General features: G+C 38.7%; 18 protein-coding genes. 4 read left to right on the forward strand and 14 right to left on the reverse strand.

Annotated features, from left to right (window positions below; genetic code table 11):
• Positions 1–3: 3 nt before the first annotated feature.
• The 5 genes from ACWATA_RS20840 to ACWATA_RS20860 form a co-directional block, all read right to left on the reverse strand.
• The gene (locus ACWATA_RS20840) at positions 4–987 is read right to left on the reverse strand and encodes an ABC transporter ATP-binding protein (RefSeq protein ID WP_028412371.1); all 984 of its coding nucleotides are present in this window, start codon (positions 985–987) and stop codon (positions 4–6) included.
• Positions 987–2009: an ABC transporter ATP-binding protein gene (locus ACWATA_RS20845; RefSeq protein WP_028412372.1), complete on the reverse strand. Its 1023-nt coding sequence runs from the start codon at positions 2007–2009 to the stop codon at positions 987–989. The genes ACWATA_RS20840 and ACWATA_RS20845 overlap by 1 nt, the downstream gene beginning before the upstream one ends.
• Before the next feature lie 226 nt (positions 2010–2235).
• Positions 2236–3009 (reverse strand): DUF2268 domain-containing putative Zn-dependent protease, encoded by a 774-nt coding sequence (locus tag ACWATA_RS20850; RefSeq protein WP_016763040.1) that lies wholly within the window; start codon positions 3007–3009, stop codon positions 2236–2238.
• 106 nt (positions 3010–3115) lie between these two features.
• Positions 3116–4357: a beta-ketoacyl-ACP synthase II gene (fabF, locus tag ACWATA_RS20855; RefSeq protein WP_028412374.1), complete on the reverse strand. Its 1242-nt coding sequence runs from the start codon at positions 4355–4357 to the stop codon at positions 3116–3118.
• A gap of 39 nt (positions 4358–4396) precedes the next feature.
• Positions 4397–5335, reverse strand: coding sequence for a beta-ketoacyl-ACP synthase III (locus ACWATA_RS20860; protein WP_013081747.1), 939 nt, complete (start codon positions 5333–5335; stop codon positions 4397–4399).
• A gap of 256 nt (positions 5336–5591) precedes the next feature.
• Here ACWATA_RS20860 and ACWATA_RS20865 point away from each other — a divergent pair, with 256 nt between their 5' ends.
• A complete protein-coding gene (locus tag ACWATA_RS20865; RefSeq protein WP_028412375.1) occupies positions 5592–5792 on the forward strand; it encodes a hypothetical protein in 201 nt (66 codons plus the stop codon).
• Between the two features lie 28 nt (positions 5793–5820).
• On the opposite strand, the gene ACWATA_RS20870 is transcribed toward ACWATA_RS20865, so the two are convergent.
• The 3 genes from ACWATA_RS20870 to ACWATA_RS20880 form a co-directional block, all read right to left on the reverse strand.
• Entirely contained in the window at positions 5821–6015 is a 195-nt protein-coding gene (locus ACWATA_RS20870; RefSeq protein WP_013081746.1) for a ComZ family protein, read from the reverse strand.
• A 76-nt stretch (positions 6016–6091) separates the two neighbouring features.
• Positions 6092–6976 (reverse strand): NAD-dependent epimerase/dehydratase family protein, encoded by an 885-nt coding sequence (locus ACWATA_RS20875; protein ID WP_033578042.1) that lies wholly within the window; start codon positions 6974–6976, stop codon positions 6092–6094.
• Positions 6977–7157: 181 nt separating this feature from the next.
• The gene (locus tag ACWATA_RS20880; RefSeq protein ID WP_013055401.1) at positions 7158–7898 is read right to left on the reverse strand and encodes a hypothetical protein; all 741 of its coding nucleotides are present in this window, start codon (positions 7896–7898) and stop codon (positions 7158–7160) included.
• A gap of 209 nt (positions 7899–8107) precedes the next feature.
• Between ACWATA_RS20880 and ACWATA_RS20885 the strand changes: the two genes are divergently transcribed.
• Both ACWATA_RS20885 and ACWATA_RS20890 read left to right on the forward strand, forming a co-directional pair.
• Positions 8108–8296: a YjzD family protein gene (locus ACWATA_RS20885; RefSeq protein WP_028412377.1), complete on the forward strand. Its 189-nt coding sequence runs from the start codon at positions 8108–8110 to the stop codon at positions 8294–8296.
• A gap of 203 nt (positions 8297–8499) precedes the next feature.
• Positions 8500–9384, forward strand: coding sequence for an NAD(P)-dependent oxidoreductase (locus ACWATA_RS20890; RefSeq protein WP_033578041.1), 885 nt, complete (start codon positions 8500–8502; stop codon positions 9382–9384).
• A gap of 42 nt (positions 9385–9426) precedes the next feature.
• Here ACWATA_RS20890 and galT read toward each other — a convergent pair whose 3' ends face one another.
• Positions 9427–10950 carry a UDP-glucose--hexose-1-phosphate uridylyltransferase gene (galT, locus tag ACWATA_RS20895; protein ID WP_028412379.1) on the reverse strand — a complete coding sequence of 508 codons (1524 nt, stop codon included), beginning with the start codon at positions 10948–10950 and terminating at the stop codon, positions 9427–9429.
• Between the two features lie 30 nt (positions 10951–10980).
• A complete protein-coding gene (locus ACWATA_RS20900) occupies positions 10981–12159 on the reverse strand; it encodes a galactokinase (protein ID WP_473050158.1) in 1179 nt (392 codons plus the stop codon).
• 338 nt (positions 12160–12497) lie between these two features.
• Between ACWATA_RS20900 and ACWATA_RS20905 the strand changes: the two genes are divergently transcribed.
• On the forward strand, positions 12498–13391 hold the full coding sequence (locus tag ACWATA_RS20905) for a helix-turn-helix domain-containing protein (protein ID WP_013081740.1): 894 nt from the start codon (positions 12498–12500) through the stop codon (positions 13389–13391).
• Positions 13392–13419: 28 nt separating this feature from the next.
• Here ACWATA_RS20905 and ACWATA_RS20910 read toward each other — a convergent pair whose 3' ends face one another.
• The 4 genes from ACWATA_RS20910 to ACWATA_RS20925 all read right to left on the reverse strand — a co-directional run bounded on the left by ACWATA_RS20910 (position 13420) and on the right by ACWATA_RS20925 (position 17537).
• Positions 13420–13671 (reverse strand): hypothetical protein, encoded by a 252-nt coding sequence (locus ACWATA_RS20910; protein WP_014461601.1) that lies wholly within the window; start codon positions 13669–13671, stop codon positions 13420–13422.
• 189 nt (positions 13672–13860) lie between these two features.
• Positions 13861–16464, reverse strand: a complete 2604-nt coding sequence (gene clpB, locus ACWATA_RS20915; protein WP_473050159.1) for an ATP-dependent chaperone ClpB — start codon at positions 16462–16464, stop codon at positions 13861–13863.
• Between the two features lie 115 nt (positions 16465–16579).
• On the reverse strand, positions 16580–16759 hold the full coding sequence (locus ACWATA_RS20920; RefSeq protein ID WP_013055394.1) for a YjzC family protein: 180 nt from the start codon (positions 16757–16759) through the stop codon (positions 16580–16582).
• 133 nt (positions 16760–16892) lie between these two features.
• Complete coding sequence (locus ACWATA_RS20925) at positions 16893–17537, reverse strand: SDR family oxidoreductase (protein ID WP_028412382.1); 645 nt, start codon at positions 17535–17537, stop codon at positions 16893–16895.
• Between the last annotated feature and the right edge of the window lies 1 nt (position 17538).

The following is a 17538-nucleotide window of genomic DNA, read 5'->3' on the forward strand; positions in this document are numbered from 1 at the left end:
CTTTTACGAGTTATATAAATGGCAAGCTACTTGATGGCCAGGTCTCACCTCCTTTAAGGCAGGTTTCGTTTGGCTGCACTCTGCCATGGCATGTATACAGCGAGGATGAAACGCACAGCCTTTTGGCGGATCAATTGGACTTGGCACATCTCCCTGTAAAATAATACGCTGTTTTTTCTTTCGTGGATCTGGTTCAGGTATAGCCGATACAAGCGCTTGCGTATAAGGGTGCAACGGCTCTGCGTATAGACTTTTCTTATCAGCAATTTCCACTAAACCGCCTAGGTACATAACACCGATACGGTCACTCATATGTTTAACAACACTCAAATCATGGGCAATAAATAAAAAGGTTAGGTCGAATTCTTGTTGAAGTTCTTTAAGAAGGTTTAAAACTTGTGATTGGACAGAAACGTCAAGTGCCGACACCGGTTCATCAGCAATAATAAGTTTTGGACGAAGTGCAAGTGCACGTGCAATTCCAATACGCTGACGCTGTCCACCGGAAAATTCGTGAGGATATTTATAGTATGCATCTTCCGGTAACCCTACTTTTGTAAGTAGATTCATAACTTCTGATTTTAATTGATTGGTTGATTTTCCTGTAAAATTCCGAATTGGTTCAGAAATAACATCTCCAACCATTTGCATTGGATTGAGGGAAGCATAGGGATCTTGAAAAACCATTTGGAAATCTTGTCTAATTTTACGGAGAGAAGTTCCTCTTGCTTCTGTGATATCTTTACCATCGAAAATAATTTTTCCGCTAGTTGGTTCCAACAGTCTTAGAATCGTCCTTCCTGCCGTGGATTTTCCACAGCCAGATTCTCCTACCAGACCGAGCGTTTCTCCTTTTCGAATCGCAAAGGAAATACCGTCAACTGCTTTTACATCACCAATTTTCTTTCGAAAAAATCCCCCGTGAATAGGATAGTAGGTTTTTAAATGCTGAACTTCTAGCAATACATCTTTCACTGCTTTAGTCATTAGCTTGTCTTCACTCCTTTTGACGGATAGCTGTTTTCATACAGCAGACATGCGACGTCATGCCCCTGTGAATCCTCGCGAAGAACAGGCGTAACGGAACTGCAGTCTTCCATTGCATGAGGACATCGGTTAACGAAACGACAGCCTGTCCTCGGCATGTTTACAAGAGAAGGCACAATTCCTTTGATCGTATTTAATACTTCTACATCATCTTCCATGCGTGGAATTGAGTGAAGAAGAGCTTTCGTGTACGGATGTTTTGGGGCATAAAATAACGTATCAACATCTGTATGCTCAACAATTTTCCCGCCATACATGACAATCACTTCATCACACATCTCAGCAACGACTCCTAAATCATGAGTAATCATAATAATAGACATATCATTGCTTTCTTGAATTTCTTTTAACAATTCTAAAATTTGAGCTTGAACCGTAACATCCAGGGCGGTTGTCGGCTCATCCGCAATTAAAAGTTTAGGCTGACAAGCTACCGCCATGGCAATCATGACGCGCTGTCTCATTCCTCCCGATAGCTGATGCGGATATTCATCGATGAGCTTTTCGGATCTCGAAATACCAACGCTTTTTAAAAGCGCAATGCTTTTTTCACGCGCTTCCGCTTTCGATATATTCATATGGTTAAACAATACTTCCTGCAGCTGATACCCAATGGTTAAAACAGGATTGAGAGATGTCATCGGTTCTTGGAAAATCATTGAGATGTCTTTTCCCCGAACATCATTCATCTCATCTTCTGATAAGTGTGTAAGATTCTTTCCGTTAAATACAACGCTTCCGCTTCTAATTTGACTATTTACTTTAGGTAATAGCCCAATAACGGATAAAGACAATACGCTTTTTCCACAGCCAGATTCTCCTACAACTCCTACAATTCGCTTTCGTCCGACTTGAAACGACACGTCGTCCACAGCATTATGCCAGGAATCATTAATGGAAAAAGCAGTTTGTAAATTTTTCACTTCTAGTAAAGGTGTTGATTCGACGGGCTTTTTATCCATTTATAGTGCACACCTCATTTTTCTAAAAATTGTTATATTTGAATAAGATATTATTACAATTTCATTACAAAATCAATATATTTTGAAAATTAATTATATTTTTTATTTTTAAAATAATGATTTTTGAATATCTCTTCAGCACTTTAACGCATAAACCTCCTAATTTTTTGTTGAAAACAGGATAAAATTTACTATTTTTTATTTTGGGTATATAGAACTTATTTTTTTACAGTTGGAACGCAGATTTTTTTAAGATAGTATTGGTACTAAGAGGAAGCAGCTGGGTAGTAGTTAAAGTGTGAGGCTTCATACATGAAGTAACAAGATGATAACCGATATTGTAGCCCATCATTTCTGGATACCAATTTTGGCCGAATAACAGTTGATCATATTTTTTTTCGTCAGCGCGCAGATTGTAATAAGGTTTAACATGCTTTTCCCACATTTTTTTAGCTTCTTCAATGGTATAATAATTTGTCCAAGGGGCTAAATATTTTTTACCACAATATTCCTCCACTGCTCTTTCAGCTAACCCTTCCATCATCATAGCGTCTAACAAAGTAATCGTTTCATCAGATTTGTTAATGGCTTTTAGCCTGCAAACGTGATGATATTCATGGGTAAGCACCGCTAACATTTCTTCATCGGATGTATGACTTGTCATAAACACAAATAATTTATCGGTAAAAGCGACACCTGCTCTTCCGTTAAATTCACGCTGCATTTTTCGATTTCGAGGATTGCTTGGAAGCACTAGCACCGCTACATCCGGCCCATTCCATGCTTTTTTAAGCTTTTCATAATGTGCTTTTACTTTCTTCCAAACCTGCCTTTTCTTCATTTCTTCTAATTCTTTTATAAACATTAAAGAAGGCGGACACATTCCATAGTTAAAAAGTAATTCCATATATTCTTTTTCTTTTAATTTCTTAAAATAGCGCGCAAGATAACGGCTTATTTCTTTCGGCTCCGTCCAAGTAGAAGTTGAAACAATCGGCATGTTTTCCCCTCTCTTTCTTCATCCTTTTGTTTCATGATATGTTCACAGCTACTCTTTTGGTTATTAAAAATAAAAAAAATTCTAGGCGTCAGCCTAGAATTTTTCATTATGCTTCGTACTTTTTAAAGATGATTGTTGCATTGTGACCGCCAAATCCAAGTGAGTTGCTTAGCACCGCTTTTACTTCTTGCTTACGCGCTTTGTTTGGAATGTAGTCTAAATCGCACTCTTCATCGGGTGTTTGATAGTTAATTGTTGGAGGAAGAATACCGTCTTGAATTGCTTTCACACTAAAAATAGCTTCTACTCCACCAGCAGCTCCTAGCAAGTGGCCAGTCATTGACTTTGTTGAACTAATTGCTACTTTTTGAGCGTGGTCACCAAATACTTCTTTAATAGCCATCGTTTCAAATTTATCGTTGTACCCTGTACTTGTACCGTGAGCATTGATGTAATCAATATCACTTGGCTGTAGACCTGCATCTTCAATCGCATGACGCATTGCACGAACGCCGCCTTCTCCTCCTGGAGCTGGCGCTGTGATATGATGAGCATCTCCTGTTGAACCATAGCCCACAATTTCAGCATAAATACGTGCGCCGCGTGCTAATGCATGTTCAAGCTCTTCAAGCACAATAACACCCGCACCTTCTCCCATAACGAAGCCGTCGCGGTCTTTATCAAACGGACGAGATGCTGTTGCAGGATCTGGATTTGTAGAAAGTGCTTTATTCGCACAGAAACCAGCAATAGATAAACGCGTGATTGGTGCTTCCGTACCGCCCGTCACCATCACGTCTGCATCTCCGCGTTGAATGACTTTAAATGCATCACCAATAGAGTTTGTACCTGTTGCACACGCCGTTACCGTACAAGAGTTCACGCCTTTCGCCCCTAAAGCAATAGAAACTTGTCCTGTTGCCATATCAGGAATCATCATCGGAATAAAGAATGGACTTACACGGCGGGCACCTTTTTCTAATAACGTTGAATATTGATTTTCAAACGTTTCCATACCGCCAATTCCAGATCCAATCCAAACCCCGACGTTTGGAGCAATCTCTTCCGTAATAGTCAAATTCGCATCTTTAACAGCCGCCAATGCAGCTACCATCGCATATTGAGTAAAGCGATCCATCTTACGAGCCTCTTTGCGGTCAATAAAATCTTCCACGTTAAAATCTTTTACTTCAGCCGCTACTTTAGCAGGAAATTCATCTGCATCTAGTCTTGTTAAAGGACCAACGCCAGACACGCCTGCTACTGCGTTTTTCCAAGCTGTTTCTACGTCATTTCCAATTGGTGTAAGCCCACCAAGTCCTGTTACAACTACACGTTTTTTATTCATCGTACATTCATCTCCTTCAGTTGCTTTAAAAATGTAGTGTTATTTTCCCCATCTAATGGCAATAGCTCCCCATGTTAAGCCGCCTCCGAAGCCAACCATTACAATTAAATCATCGTCTTGAATTTTCCCTGCTTCAAGCTCATGAACAATTGAAATTGGAATCGATGCTGCTGATGTATTGCCGTAGTATTGGATTGTTTTAGACATTTTTTCTTCAGGCAAGTCTAATCGCTGTCTTGCAGCTTCCATAATACGAATATTCGCTTGATGAGGTACAAGAAAATCAACATCCTCTTTTGTTAAACCTGCTTTTTCAATTACATTAACAGCAGATTCCCCCATTTGTCGAACAGCAAACTTAAATACTTCACGTCCGTTCATGACAATATGATCAAGCTCGTTTTGATACAAGTGCTTGCCTCCTGTACCGTCGGATCCTAGTTCAAAGGATAAAATACCTCGTCCTTCTGACACAGGTCCCATTACAACTGCACCTGCTCCGTCTCCGAATAAAACAGCCGTGTTACGGTCGTCCCAATCTGTAATCTTAGAAAGCTTTTCTACACCGACCACTAATATATGCTTGTAAGCATTAGTTTCAATAAATTGCTTAGCTGTAATCATGCCGTACATAAATCCTGCACATGCTGCACTCACATCGTAAGAAGCTGCTTTTTTTGCTCCCAATTTTTCTTGCAGCATACATGATACTGTAGGAAACGGTTGATCTGGCGTTACCGTAGCAACAATGATCATGTCAATATCTTCTGCCTCGACGTTAGCTTTATGTAAAGCTTCAACTGCTGCTTTATAAGCTAAATCAGATGTGTCCTCGTTATCGGCTGCAATTCGGCGCTCTTGAATACCTGTGCGCGTACGAATCCACTCATCTGATGTATCCATTACTTTTTCAAGATCTAAATTTGTTACAACTTTCTCTGGTACATAACGTCCAATTCCTAGAACACCAGCGTTCATATCAACCTCTCCTTTAAATAAAAGGCTTATATTCCTATAAAACCTATATCTGTCATTTCATTTACCGATTATATAATCAATTATTATGAGTTGGTACTAATTTTACTTCATTTTTTATTTTTTGTCTATATGGGTGTTCGTCCTACTCAGGTATCTATCATGCTACATATAGTAATCATACGGGTCCCTCTTACTCTAGTATGGGACATTAGGTAAGAACTTACCCACCATTAAAATAGTGAAAGGAATGAGTATCATGGCAAGAAGACAAAGAAATGAAGCTTTTTCTGATTTTATGTTTGGAGCTGGGCGCAGAAAATCAAGAGAAGAAAGAGAGCGAGAGGAGTGGGAAAGATTATTCAAACAAATCGATGAAATTGTACTCGCCGTTGAAGAACTAGCTCCTCTTCTTAAACAGTTTGCCCCTTTAGTCGATTTATTTTACAAACAAAAATAACAGCTCGGATTCTACCGAGCTGTTTTCTTTAGTTGTTTTCATTTTCAGCTAATGCATCTTGCTTGCCAAGCTCATAGGCGTCGTTCATTACTTTTGTCAGTAATGTCAATACCGGCTGTACGTGTTCCATTGATAACTCAACGCCTGTTTCATCTAAAATCTGCTTTGCTTCTGGCAAGTACTTCATTGCAATTTGCATGAATTGCATATTTTGCTCTTCCATAGTGAAATCTCCTTTATTAAAAACATTTATTCCTCCTTATATTAGCGAATCTATTCTATAAGTACAACTTTCTCCTTTAATGAAGAGGTAAAAAGAATGTTCTCATATGTTTTTTTTGCAGGTAAATGCCTTCTTTAGCCGTTACTTTGGAAGAAAAATGTAGCAGTTCTTTCGCTTTCCTGCTGATTTCATATTTTTCTTGAGCCGCTTCTTCCTTCACCTCCATATGAGTAATGTTTGCTCCAGCGCTCCAAGGCTGTAATTTTTCTTCAACTAAATGAACCACTTCATATGAATATGCACCAGTTTTACAGCGTCTGAGTGCACTGACGGCGTCTTCAATATAAATAATAAAATCCGTGCCTTCCATAATGGTAAAAGCTTCCTCGTACCCGGCAATATTTTTAGAATAGCACATTGACAAAGGCTGCCAAGGTCCGTAAAGAGTGGGCGTTCTGACAATCATAATGGGCCATCCATCATCTTTATATTTTTCTATCATTCGCTCAAAATGAACGTATAGCCTTCCTTCACTACTGTCCGGTTCTGGAATCGTTGTTTCTTCAATCTTTCGCTGCTGGTCTCCAAATACGCGCATGGTAGAAACAAACACAAATCGAATGTTGAATTGACGGCATTTATTAAGTGCTTGAATGAGTACTTGCTGCGCTTTTTGCATTTCTTGTCTTAAAAAATCAGGATGATAAAAATCTCCTCCATCGAAATACGTGAAGTAGACAATATCCGTTTCTGAGGTAATCATATCTAATGAATCGCCTACTTCAGTCGATACATAATTAGCGTTTCGCCCTAAGAAAAATTTCATCTCTTCCTGCAAATCATCTTCTTCTTTATGAGCAGAATGTGTATATCCTTTTACTTCTGTACCTTCGTCTAAAAAAGTCATACATAAATGAAAACCAATAAAGCGGTTTGCCCCTATTACTACTACATTTCCCATATCGCTTCCTCCAATTCTTCATTCATCATTTATTAAACAAAAACTTAAAGCCCTATAGTTATAGAGAGTACTCATTCCTTATTTCAAAGTAGTTCATCCGTAAAAACATCATGAACTCTCTTTTTCCTTTTATCTCTTATACAAAAAGCCCCTATGATATGTATAATCATAGAAGCTTTGCTTATAACACTTTTTCATGCTGTTTATAAAATTGGAGAAGGGACCGTTCAAATAAATAGTTTTTTTCAGGCAAATAAAGTGAAAGCATAATCGGAGAGTGAAGTTCTTCACGATGTAGTTCATATTTTTTACTGTGTGCAATTGGATAATGAGTAGAGGCATTAGGCGCGGTCCATATCTTCACGGGCAGCGTTGATTTTAATTCCGTAACGGAAGGGTACTCCTTAATTAGCTTTGATACTTGCTTCCGCTCCACTTTATAAGCTTGAGTCAAGTCCTTCGTGAATTGTTTATAAAAGAATTTATTGTTTTTTTCATGTTCTGCATGCGTATGAAGATCAATACACGGATTTAGTAAACCAGCTGATCGAATGAACGTATTCCCGTCATTTTCCATTAGCTGCAGCGCTAACAGAGCCCCCATTCCTTCAGCTAAAATATGAATTCGTTTATTTAAAATTTCTTGTTTCATTACTAAATGATAAAGTTGTTTTGCAAGGTGATATGCTTCAGGAGACCCCCAATGCCGGCCATATAAATTGGAATAAAATACTGTGTATCCTTCATCTTGTAAACATTGCAACAGCTGTGACCTTCCGCCGTGCTGAATCCATAAGCTAGTTGAACTTTCAACAAAATGATCTTTATCACCCAATACTAACACACCGAAACCATTCGGTCGTTCAGGGACATGTACGACATTCCATTGCGTATCTAAGCTAAAAAAGCGTCGATGTATCATAGCTCTTCCTCCGTAACTTACTAGTTGTTCCATACAGTGTATGATAGAACCATAAAAAAGCGCACTAGAATAATGCCTATTTCTGACTTATTGCTCTTTTGTTTCTGCATGGGAGCACGCCCCTTATTTATTCATAAAAAATTCAATTTCTTATTTGACTGCTATATGCTAAAATGAAATCAAACTGTACTGTAAACGAGGTGAATAGAATGCGTGTCGTAATGGCTTTTGTTTGGGGCTTTTTACTAATGAATATGGCAGTGTACGTAATCTCTGCAATGACGGGCGGTACTTACAGTTTCGCAACCGCTTCCATCCTTGGAGTAGTTTTCACGCTAGTTGTAATTTTGATTGGAGAACTGGGTGTACCGAATAAACCAGCAAATAATCAACACTAAAAAGTGTTGGCTGTAAAGCCAGCGCTTTTTTTATTTTTTGGCATAGGTTCTTCTCAGTACTTTCTTTCCTTACCTCGTATTCAAGACATAGGACTGAGAGTGCTTTTCTCTATCTATATATAGTCGGAATCATTGATTATCCCAAACTTTAACTATATAATTTTAGAATAATCAAACTATTAACTTTAGGAGTGAATACTGCTGTGACTAAAGAAAAAATTGGTTTTATCGGAACAGGCGTTATGGGTCAAAGCATGGCCGGGCATTTAATTGACGCAGGATATGAAGTCCTTGTTTATACACGAACAAAAACTCGTGCTCAAGCACTACTTGAAAAAGGGGCCAAATGGAAAGAAACCGTTCAAGAAGTGGCCGAACAATCTGATGTTATTATCACCATGGTAGGCTATCCTCACGATGTAAAAGAGATTTATTTAGGAAAAGACGGCATTATACATAATGCAAAGAAAGGCTGCTATACAATTGATATGACGACATCAAGCCCTATACTTGCTCGTGAGATTTATCAAGCAGCAAAAGAGAAGCACATTCATGCGCTTGACGCTCCTGTTTCAGGAGGAGATATTGGGGCTCAGAAAGCAACCTTAGCTATTATGGTAGGAGGCGATTCTGAAGCATTCTCTGCCGTTACGCCTATTCTTGAAAAAATGGGGACAAATATCGTTCTTCAAGGAAGCGCCGGTGCTGGTCAACATACAAAAATGTGCAATCAAATTGCTATTGCCTCTAATATGATGGGTGTCTGCGAAGCGATACTTTATGCTGAAAAAGCCGGATTAGATCCGAATACCGTTCTAAAAAGTATTGAAACAGGCGCAGCGGGAAGCTGGTCGTTAAGCAATTTAGCTCCTCGCATGATTAAAGGAGACTTCGAACCAGGCTTTTATATTAAACACTTCATTAAAGATATGAAGATTGCCATTGAATCAGCTGAAGAAATGGAGCTGTATACACCCGGGCTAAAATTAGCAAAATCGCTTTATGAACAGCTCGAAAAACAAGGCCAGGATAATAAAGGAACACAGGCTCTGTATACCCTTTTAAAACAGCATGCCCTAACTGTATAAAGACAGGCAGCTCATTACGAGCTGCCTGTTTTTATTAATGATTTACGCTTCATTTAACGAATTCATAAAACGACTGAATGCGAGCTGCCCTTCAGCAGTTTGTTTAAACACACCTGCATGCTCTAAAATAGTCGCAAAGATCAAACCGAGCTCTTGTTGAAGAATGCTTTGGACATTTTCCACTTCAATATGCGGATATTTTTTCTTGATGTGTTCAGCCCACTTCACGTGTTTTTTCACTTGATCATGCCTGCTGGCTACTTCACTCAGGTTATTCTGAACTAACCCTTTGGCCACTAGACTCATTTCGTCTTTCAAACGACCGGGTAAAACCGCAAGCCCCATTACTTCAATTAAACCTATGTTCTCTTTTTTGATATGATGAACTTCTGCATGCGGATGATAAATGCCATCTGGATGCTTGCTGTTTGTTCGATTGTTTCGCAGTACTAAATCTAATTCGTACAAATCCCCTCTTTTCCTAGCAATAGGCGTGACCGTATTGTGAGGAGTTTGATCTGTAAAAGCTAAAATACCAGCACTTTGATCACTATATGATTTCCATTTCTTCAAAATGAAATCCGCTGCTTCCACTAATGGTGCAAGGTGCGAACTTTGAAGACGAACGACCGACATTGGCCAATGAACAATTCCAGCTTTCACGTTTGGATGCGCTTCAAGAGAGAACGATTTATTTATTCTTGCTTTAGCCATAGGAAACTCATGATAGCCTCCTTGAAAGTGATCATGCGTTAAAATAGATCCTCCTACGATGGGTAAATCTGCATTTGACCCTAAAAAATAATGTGGGAATTGTTCAACGAAGGCAAGCAGCCGCTTAAACGTTTGCTTTGAAATATGCATAGGTGTATGCTCACTCGCAAAAACAATGGCATGTTCATTATAATAAACGTAAGGTGAAAACTGCATGTACCACAGCTCTTCCTGCAATTCCACAGGGATAATCCGGTGATTTTGGCGAGCTGGGTGGTTAATGCGGCCTGCATAGCCAGCATTTTCTTTACAGAGCAGGCATAGCGGGTAGTTGCTTTCTTTCAGTGATTTGCTTGCTGCAATTGCTTTTGGATCTTTTTCCGGCTTAGATAAGTTGATAGTAATTTCAAGTTCTCCAAAGTCAGTGTTTGTTACCCATCTTTCGTTTTTAGCAATTCGATCTCTGCGAATATAGTGAATGTCTTTTGACAGCTTATAATAATAGCTTGTGGCTTTTTGAGGGTTTTGCTGATAGTGATCGTAAAAGGTTCGATTAACCTCTGAAGGCATGCTTGCAAAGCATCCCATTATTTTGGTATCGAATAAATCTCTATATGTGATAGAATTATCGGCGATTCGATTGTTTTCGGCAGCCCAATCAAGCATGTTATCTAAAATAGCAGCTGGATGTTCCAAACGTTCTTCTTTAACTTCTACCGTAATACATTCGTCGAGTTCTAACACTTCCAGCAGTTTATTTCTCACCACATCTATATCCCATTTTGTTACTAGATTCTTTTGTAAACCATATTGAATAAGTCGGGTGATTTCTTCATGAATGTTGACTGACATACACTCGTTCCTTTCTCTATCTGTTTTCTCTTATACTGCTTCTAATGTGAGTTCACGCGCTCCTTCTCCAACCGTAACCACATAAAATCCAGCTTCTAAACTCGTTTGCTTATAATAAGCGTCTTTTACTTCCTCAATAAATCTATCAACCTGTGCTTTTTTTACGATACTGATTGTACAGCCGCCAAAGCCTGCACCCGTCATGCGTGATCCAATCACACCTTCTTGCAACCAGGCTGCTTCTACAAGAGCATCTAATTCTTTTCCACTTACTTCATAGTCATCTCGCAGCGAACAGTGCGACTCATTCATCAATTGACCAAATCCTTTTAAATCGCCGTTTTGCAATTTAGCAACCGCTTCTTTTGTGCGTTCATTTTCATATACCGCATGTTTAGCGCGCTTACAATCTACTTCGTTTTGTATTAAAGATTTGTGCTTTTCAAATTGTTCTTTCGTTAAATCACCAAGCGAATCAATGGAAAGTGAAGTTTGCAAATCTGATAGTGCTCTTTCACACTCCATACGGCGCTCATTATATTTTGAATCTGCCAGCCCTCTTCGCTTATTTGTGTTAGAAATAACGAGCACAGCATCTGTTAACTGCAGCGGGCTATACTGGTATTCAAGAGTCTGGCAGTTTAACAATACGGCTTGATTTTCTTTTCCCATTCCAATTGCAAACTGATCCATAATCCCGCAGCTTACGCCGATAAATTCATTTTCAGCTTGCTGCGCCATTTTTACAAGGTCCATCATATCAATATTCAATTCAAGAATTTTATTTAAAAGTACGCATGTGACTAACTCAATTGATGCCGACGATGAAAGCCCTGCTCCGTTAGGAATGTTGCCGAAAAACAAGATATCAAAACCAAAAGGAAGATCATATCCGTGCTTTTTAAAGGTGTCCATTACTCCTTTTGGATAATTAGCCCAATCATCCTCGGTTTTGTACGTTAATTGCTCTAAAGAGGATTCAATAACGCCTGCTTCAGAGAAGTTTTTAGAGTACATACGTATTTTTCGATCATGACGTTTTTGTACTACCGCATACGTTCCTATACTCAATGAACAAGGAAAAACATGCCCTCCATTATAATCAGTATGTTCTCCAATTAAATTGACACGCCCTGGTGCAAAAAAGCAGCGAATAGCTTCTGACGAATGAAATATTTGTTTGAACTCTTCGATTAATTTTTCCAGCATTTATTATCACCTATTTTAAGTAGTTTTTTGGAAACGGATTCATATGTACATTGTAAAGTCCAATTTTCCTTGCCTCAATGGTAAAATTCCTATCGATAATCGGTACTTTTTTGCTTATCACTTTAAAAATGATTCTTTTAAATTGATGATGAACTGCTCTTGCGCCAAAAAGGTGTTATCTTCATGGGAGCCTTGACTTGCAAATTATAAGAAAATAATAGATTTAGAGACATTCACTAAAAATAATCATGATATTTTCAAAAAATTATAGAAAAATGAAAGCGATTACGTTAAAGTAAGAATTAAGTACTACTTTATTTCAAAAAGAAGGTGAAAATTTGCTCTCACATTTCCAAGCTCAAGAATATTCAACGTACGCATACAGGTTTTTAGAATCCCGCACAAACGAAGTTGCGCAGCTCTGGTCGGTTGGATGGGATGAAGTTTTCTCGCCCCTTTATAACTGGAGCGGAAATCAGCGAAAAGATGTAGGAAAATATATTTTTCAATACACGGTTTCTGGGTACGGGATGATTGAAATAGATGGACAAGAATATAAAGTGGATGCTGGAAAAGCATTCATCGTCAATATACCTGGAAATTATCGCTATTACTTACCAAAGGAAAGTGAAAACTGGGAGTTTATTTTTCTTACATTATACGGAGATGAAGTACAAAAATGCTGGGATTATATTCAGTCAACCCACTCCCCTGTAATTCGATTTCACCCTGAATCAGCACCTGTTCAGCTGCTTGCTCAGATATATAAGAGGGCAAGTGAAAAACATATAGCAGATCCATTTCATGCCTCAAGCTTATCTTACCGCTTTGTAATGGAGCTGTATCAATATATTAAAAGCATGGACAGTTTTACAGAGGATTGGCCTGAAAGTATCATTAGCTCTATTTTATTTGCCCGCAATCATTATCATGAAGAAATCGGTCCGGATGAAATGGCAGATGCAGCTCATTTATCTCGCTATCATTTTAGCCGGTTATTCAAACAAACAACAGGGATTACGCCGATTCAATATTTAACGAAGCTTCGCATTCAAAAAGCGGCCGAGCTATTGCATCAAACCAAGTATTCAATCGAAGAAATTGCTGAAAACGTCGGCTATGCAAATGCCAATTATTTAACAAAAGTATTTCGCAAAACAACCAATATGACACCCGGGCAGTATCGAAAAAGTGATGCATCCATTGATGAACACTTTGCATTACCAAAATAAAAACGACTTCCATAAAAGGAAGTCGTTTTTATTTTTTATCGGGAATTTCTACTACCACAGAACCTTTTTCGTAAATAAAAGTCAATTTTTTACCCGGGATAATCATATTTTCTAAAATATCTCGTGCAGCTTGAAGTGCAAACTCTGTCCGTTCTGCCTTTTCCTGCACTTCTTCATTTTCAGCTTGAAGATCATTTTTATCCAGCGCTCTTATTTTAGTTAATGCCTGATCTATAAAATCGTATGCTTCGTCATATATAAGCTCTATACGGTCCTTCATGTGCTCATTCATGCTCCTTTGCCCATTTTGTATTATCATAAATGAATTAGATATATTCTACAACCTAAAACTGAATAAGTTTTTACGCTTAGCTCTCACGTATTTTTTTTTATTTATTTTAAAAGGGATGCTGCTCTTAATAGCAAAAAAAGACCATTCAAATTATCATGAATGGCCTTTTGAGAAAACTTATACGCTGACAACAAACTCATCATCTTTTACATCAACTGTCACTTGACTATAATCTTCAATTTGCCCTGCAATTAATTCTCTGGCAATTTTTGTTTCAATATATTTTTGAATAAACCTTTTTAAAGGGCGCGCTCCGTATACCGGATCAAACCCGGAGGCTGCAATATGATTTTTTGCTTCTTCTGTTAACATTAACGAAATATGACGATCGGATAAACGCTTTTCAAGCTGAAGCAATAGCTTATCAATAATTCCCTTTACTTCATGAACAGTTAGCGGTTTGAATAAAATCGTGTCGTCTACTCGATTTAAAAATTCTGGGCGAAAATGCTGTCTTAATTGAGCCATCACTTGCTCTCTGGCTTTTTCATTAATCTCGCCTTCACTTGTTAAACCATCTAATAAAAATTGAGAACCAATATTTGACGTCATAATAATGACTGTATTTTTAAAATCAATGACTTTTCCTTTTGAATCTGTTGCTCTTCCATCATCTAGTATTTGAAGGAGCACGTTAAATACTTCGGGATGAGCTTTTTCAATTTCATCTAACAAAACGACTGAATAAGGCTTGCGTCTCACCGCTTCCGTTAGCTGTCCGCCTTCTTCATACCCTACATAGCCAGGAGGCGCTCCTATAAGCCTAGAGACCGCATGCTTTTCCATGTATTCAGACATATCAATACGAACCATTTGTTCTTCACTGTCAAATAACGAATGTGCCAACGTTTTGGCTAGCTCCGTTTTTCCTACTCCGGTAGGTCCTAGGAAAATAAATGATCCAATTGGGCGGTTCGGGTCTTTAATGCCTGCCCTTGCGCGAATCACAGCATCTGTAACTAAGGATACGGCTTCGTTCTGTCCAATCACACGCTGCTGTAAAATTGACTCAAGCTTCAACAGCTTTTCTCTTTCTCCTTCAACTAGTTTCGACACCGGAATTCCCGTCCATCTTCCTACAATTTCAGCAATTTCTTCTTCCGTTACCTCTTCTCTTAACAAACGGTTTTCTTGTGCTTTTTCAGCAGCTGTTTCTTCCAGCTGTTTTAGTTCTTTTTCAAGAGCTGGAATGCGTCCGTGGCGAAGTTCGGCTGCTTTATTTAAATCATATTTCCCTTCAGCTTCTTCTAGGTCTCGCTTCGCTTTTTCAAGCTGCTCCCGGACATCTTGCACCGTTTGAATCGACTGCTTTTCTTTTTCCCACTGCAGCTTCATTGTATCTGCACGTTCTTTTAAATCAGAGACTTCTTTTCGAATTGCCTCTAACCTTGTGATGCTTGCTTGATCTGTTTCTTTACTTAATGCCGCTTCTTCAATTTCAAGCTGCATGACACGTCGCGTTACTTCATCTAATTCTGATGGCATCGAATCCATTTCTGTTCGAATAGTTGCGCATGCTTCATCAATTAAATCAATTGCTTTATCAGGTAAAAAGCGATCTGAGATATAACGATCCGACATAACCGCTGCTGAAACAATCGCCCGGTCATGAATATTTACACCGTGATGAATTTCAAATCGTTCTTTTAAACCACGTAAGATAGAGATTGTATCTTCTACTGAAGGTTCTTCAACCAGCACCTGTTGAAAGCGTCTTTCAAGAGCTGGATCTTTTTCAATATACTGACGATACTCATCAAGAGTTGTAGCTCCTATACAGTGAAGTTCTCCTCTAGCAAGCATTGGTTTTAAAATATTCCCTGCATCCATCGCTCCGTCCGTACGACCTGCTCCAACGATTGTATGAAGTTCGTCAATAAATAAAAGAATTTGACCGTTGCTTTTCTTCACTTCTTGAAGAACAGCTTTTAAACGCTCTTCAAATTCGCCTCTGAACTTCGCTCCTGCTACTAAAGCTCCCATATCTAATGAGAAGATGGTTTTATCTTTTAATCCTTCAGGCACATCTCTACGAACAATTCGCTGTGCTAGACCTTCAACAATCGCTGTTTTACCAACGCCAGGTTCTCCAATCAAAACTGGATTGTTTTTTGTTTTTCGCGATAAAATGCGGATAACGCGGCGAATTTCTCCGTCTCGTCCAATGACTGGATCAATGTTCCCTGCTCTTACTTCTGCCACTAAGTCTCTTCCATATTTAGCTAACGCTTCATATGTAACTTCCGGATTTTGACTTGTAATTCGCTGATTTCCTCGAAGGCTAGTAAGCACATCTTGCAAAGCTTTTTTTGTTATACCGTGACTTGAAAATAACTTGCCATATTCACTAGAAGACGGTTCCTGTGCTAAGGCTAAAAAGATGTGCTCAACTGAAACATAATCATCTTGCAGACGAGATGCTTCTTCTTGAGCTTTGACAAACAGCTGCTGGAGTTTATTTGTAATATAAACTTTCCCTACTTCAGCTCCACTTCCTGTAACAGCAGGTTTTTTCGCAAGCAGTTGATTTACCTGCTGCTGAAAAGATTGATGATCTATATGTAAATGATCTAATATGCGAGGAGCAATACCATCTTGCTGATGAATAAGCGTATAAAGCAAATGAGCAATATCCACTTCCTGCTGATTTCGTTTAATAGCTTCGGACTGCGCTTCCATCACGCCTTCTTGCAATTTTTGGGTCATTTTATTTATGTCCATTGAACATCCTCCTTCGATACATTTGACCTTTATTGACCTTTATTTCATTATACCCAGCAATGGGAAAACAAGTAAAGCCATTCAATTTAGAATGGCTTCTTTATTTTTTTACTATTTAAGGCTTGCGCATGTATGTCCAGTGGCGGTCATCGTTTGCCGTCTCTGGAAAACGCTCTCCTGCTTTTAATTTAACCTTTTGAGGATTATTTACGTTGCTTCCTGTTTCACCAATTTCAATATACACTCCGTTATTAGGAGCTTTTTGACCCGGTGTGAAATGACGATTTTGTCCCATTGTCCTGCCTCCTCATTCCTGAAATGAAATGTTCTCCTATACTATTCCCTTAAGATTTCCGTTTCATAATGGAGATGTTTTCATATTAGGAACAGAACAGAAAAGAGCAGACCTTTAGATCTGCCCTTTTGTATCAATGAGTAAATTTAATAGCTTGTTCAATTTCAGTTTCTCCGGCTAACATTTCAAACGTTTTTCCTATCGTAGCTTCTTCGTTTAGGCATTCTACAAGCACGGTTGCTACATCTGCTCGAGGAATCGTCTGAGATTTATCTTCAATATCATTATTGATATCAATTTTTCCAGTAGCTGAATCATTCGATAAAGTTCCTGGTCGTACAATTGTATATTGCAGATTAGACTGCTTTAAGTATTCATCCGCTATCGCTTTAGCACGCAGGTAAAGTTGTAAGCCTTCTGGTCCTTGTTCAGGTGCATCTGTTCCCATTGAACTTAACATAACAAAGCGCTTCACACCTTGATTTTTTGCTTCATCAATGATATTTTTAGCACCGTTTTGATCCACAGCGATTGTTTTTTCGTCTCCCGTATGTCCTCCAGAACCTGCTGCAAATATGACAGCATCCATACCTCTTAAAGCATCTGAAACATCTTGCTCCAAGTCACCAAGTACAACGTTAGCGCCCAGCTTTTTTAAAGCGTCTGCTTGTTTTTCGTCGCGAATCATCGCATAAGCTTCATGCTGCTTGCTGTTTGCGACTTTTTCTACCACTTGTTTTCCCGTTGTTCCGTTTGCTCCAACAACTAATACTTTCATC

The organism is Priestia sp. USM5 (assembly GCF_058323215.1).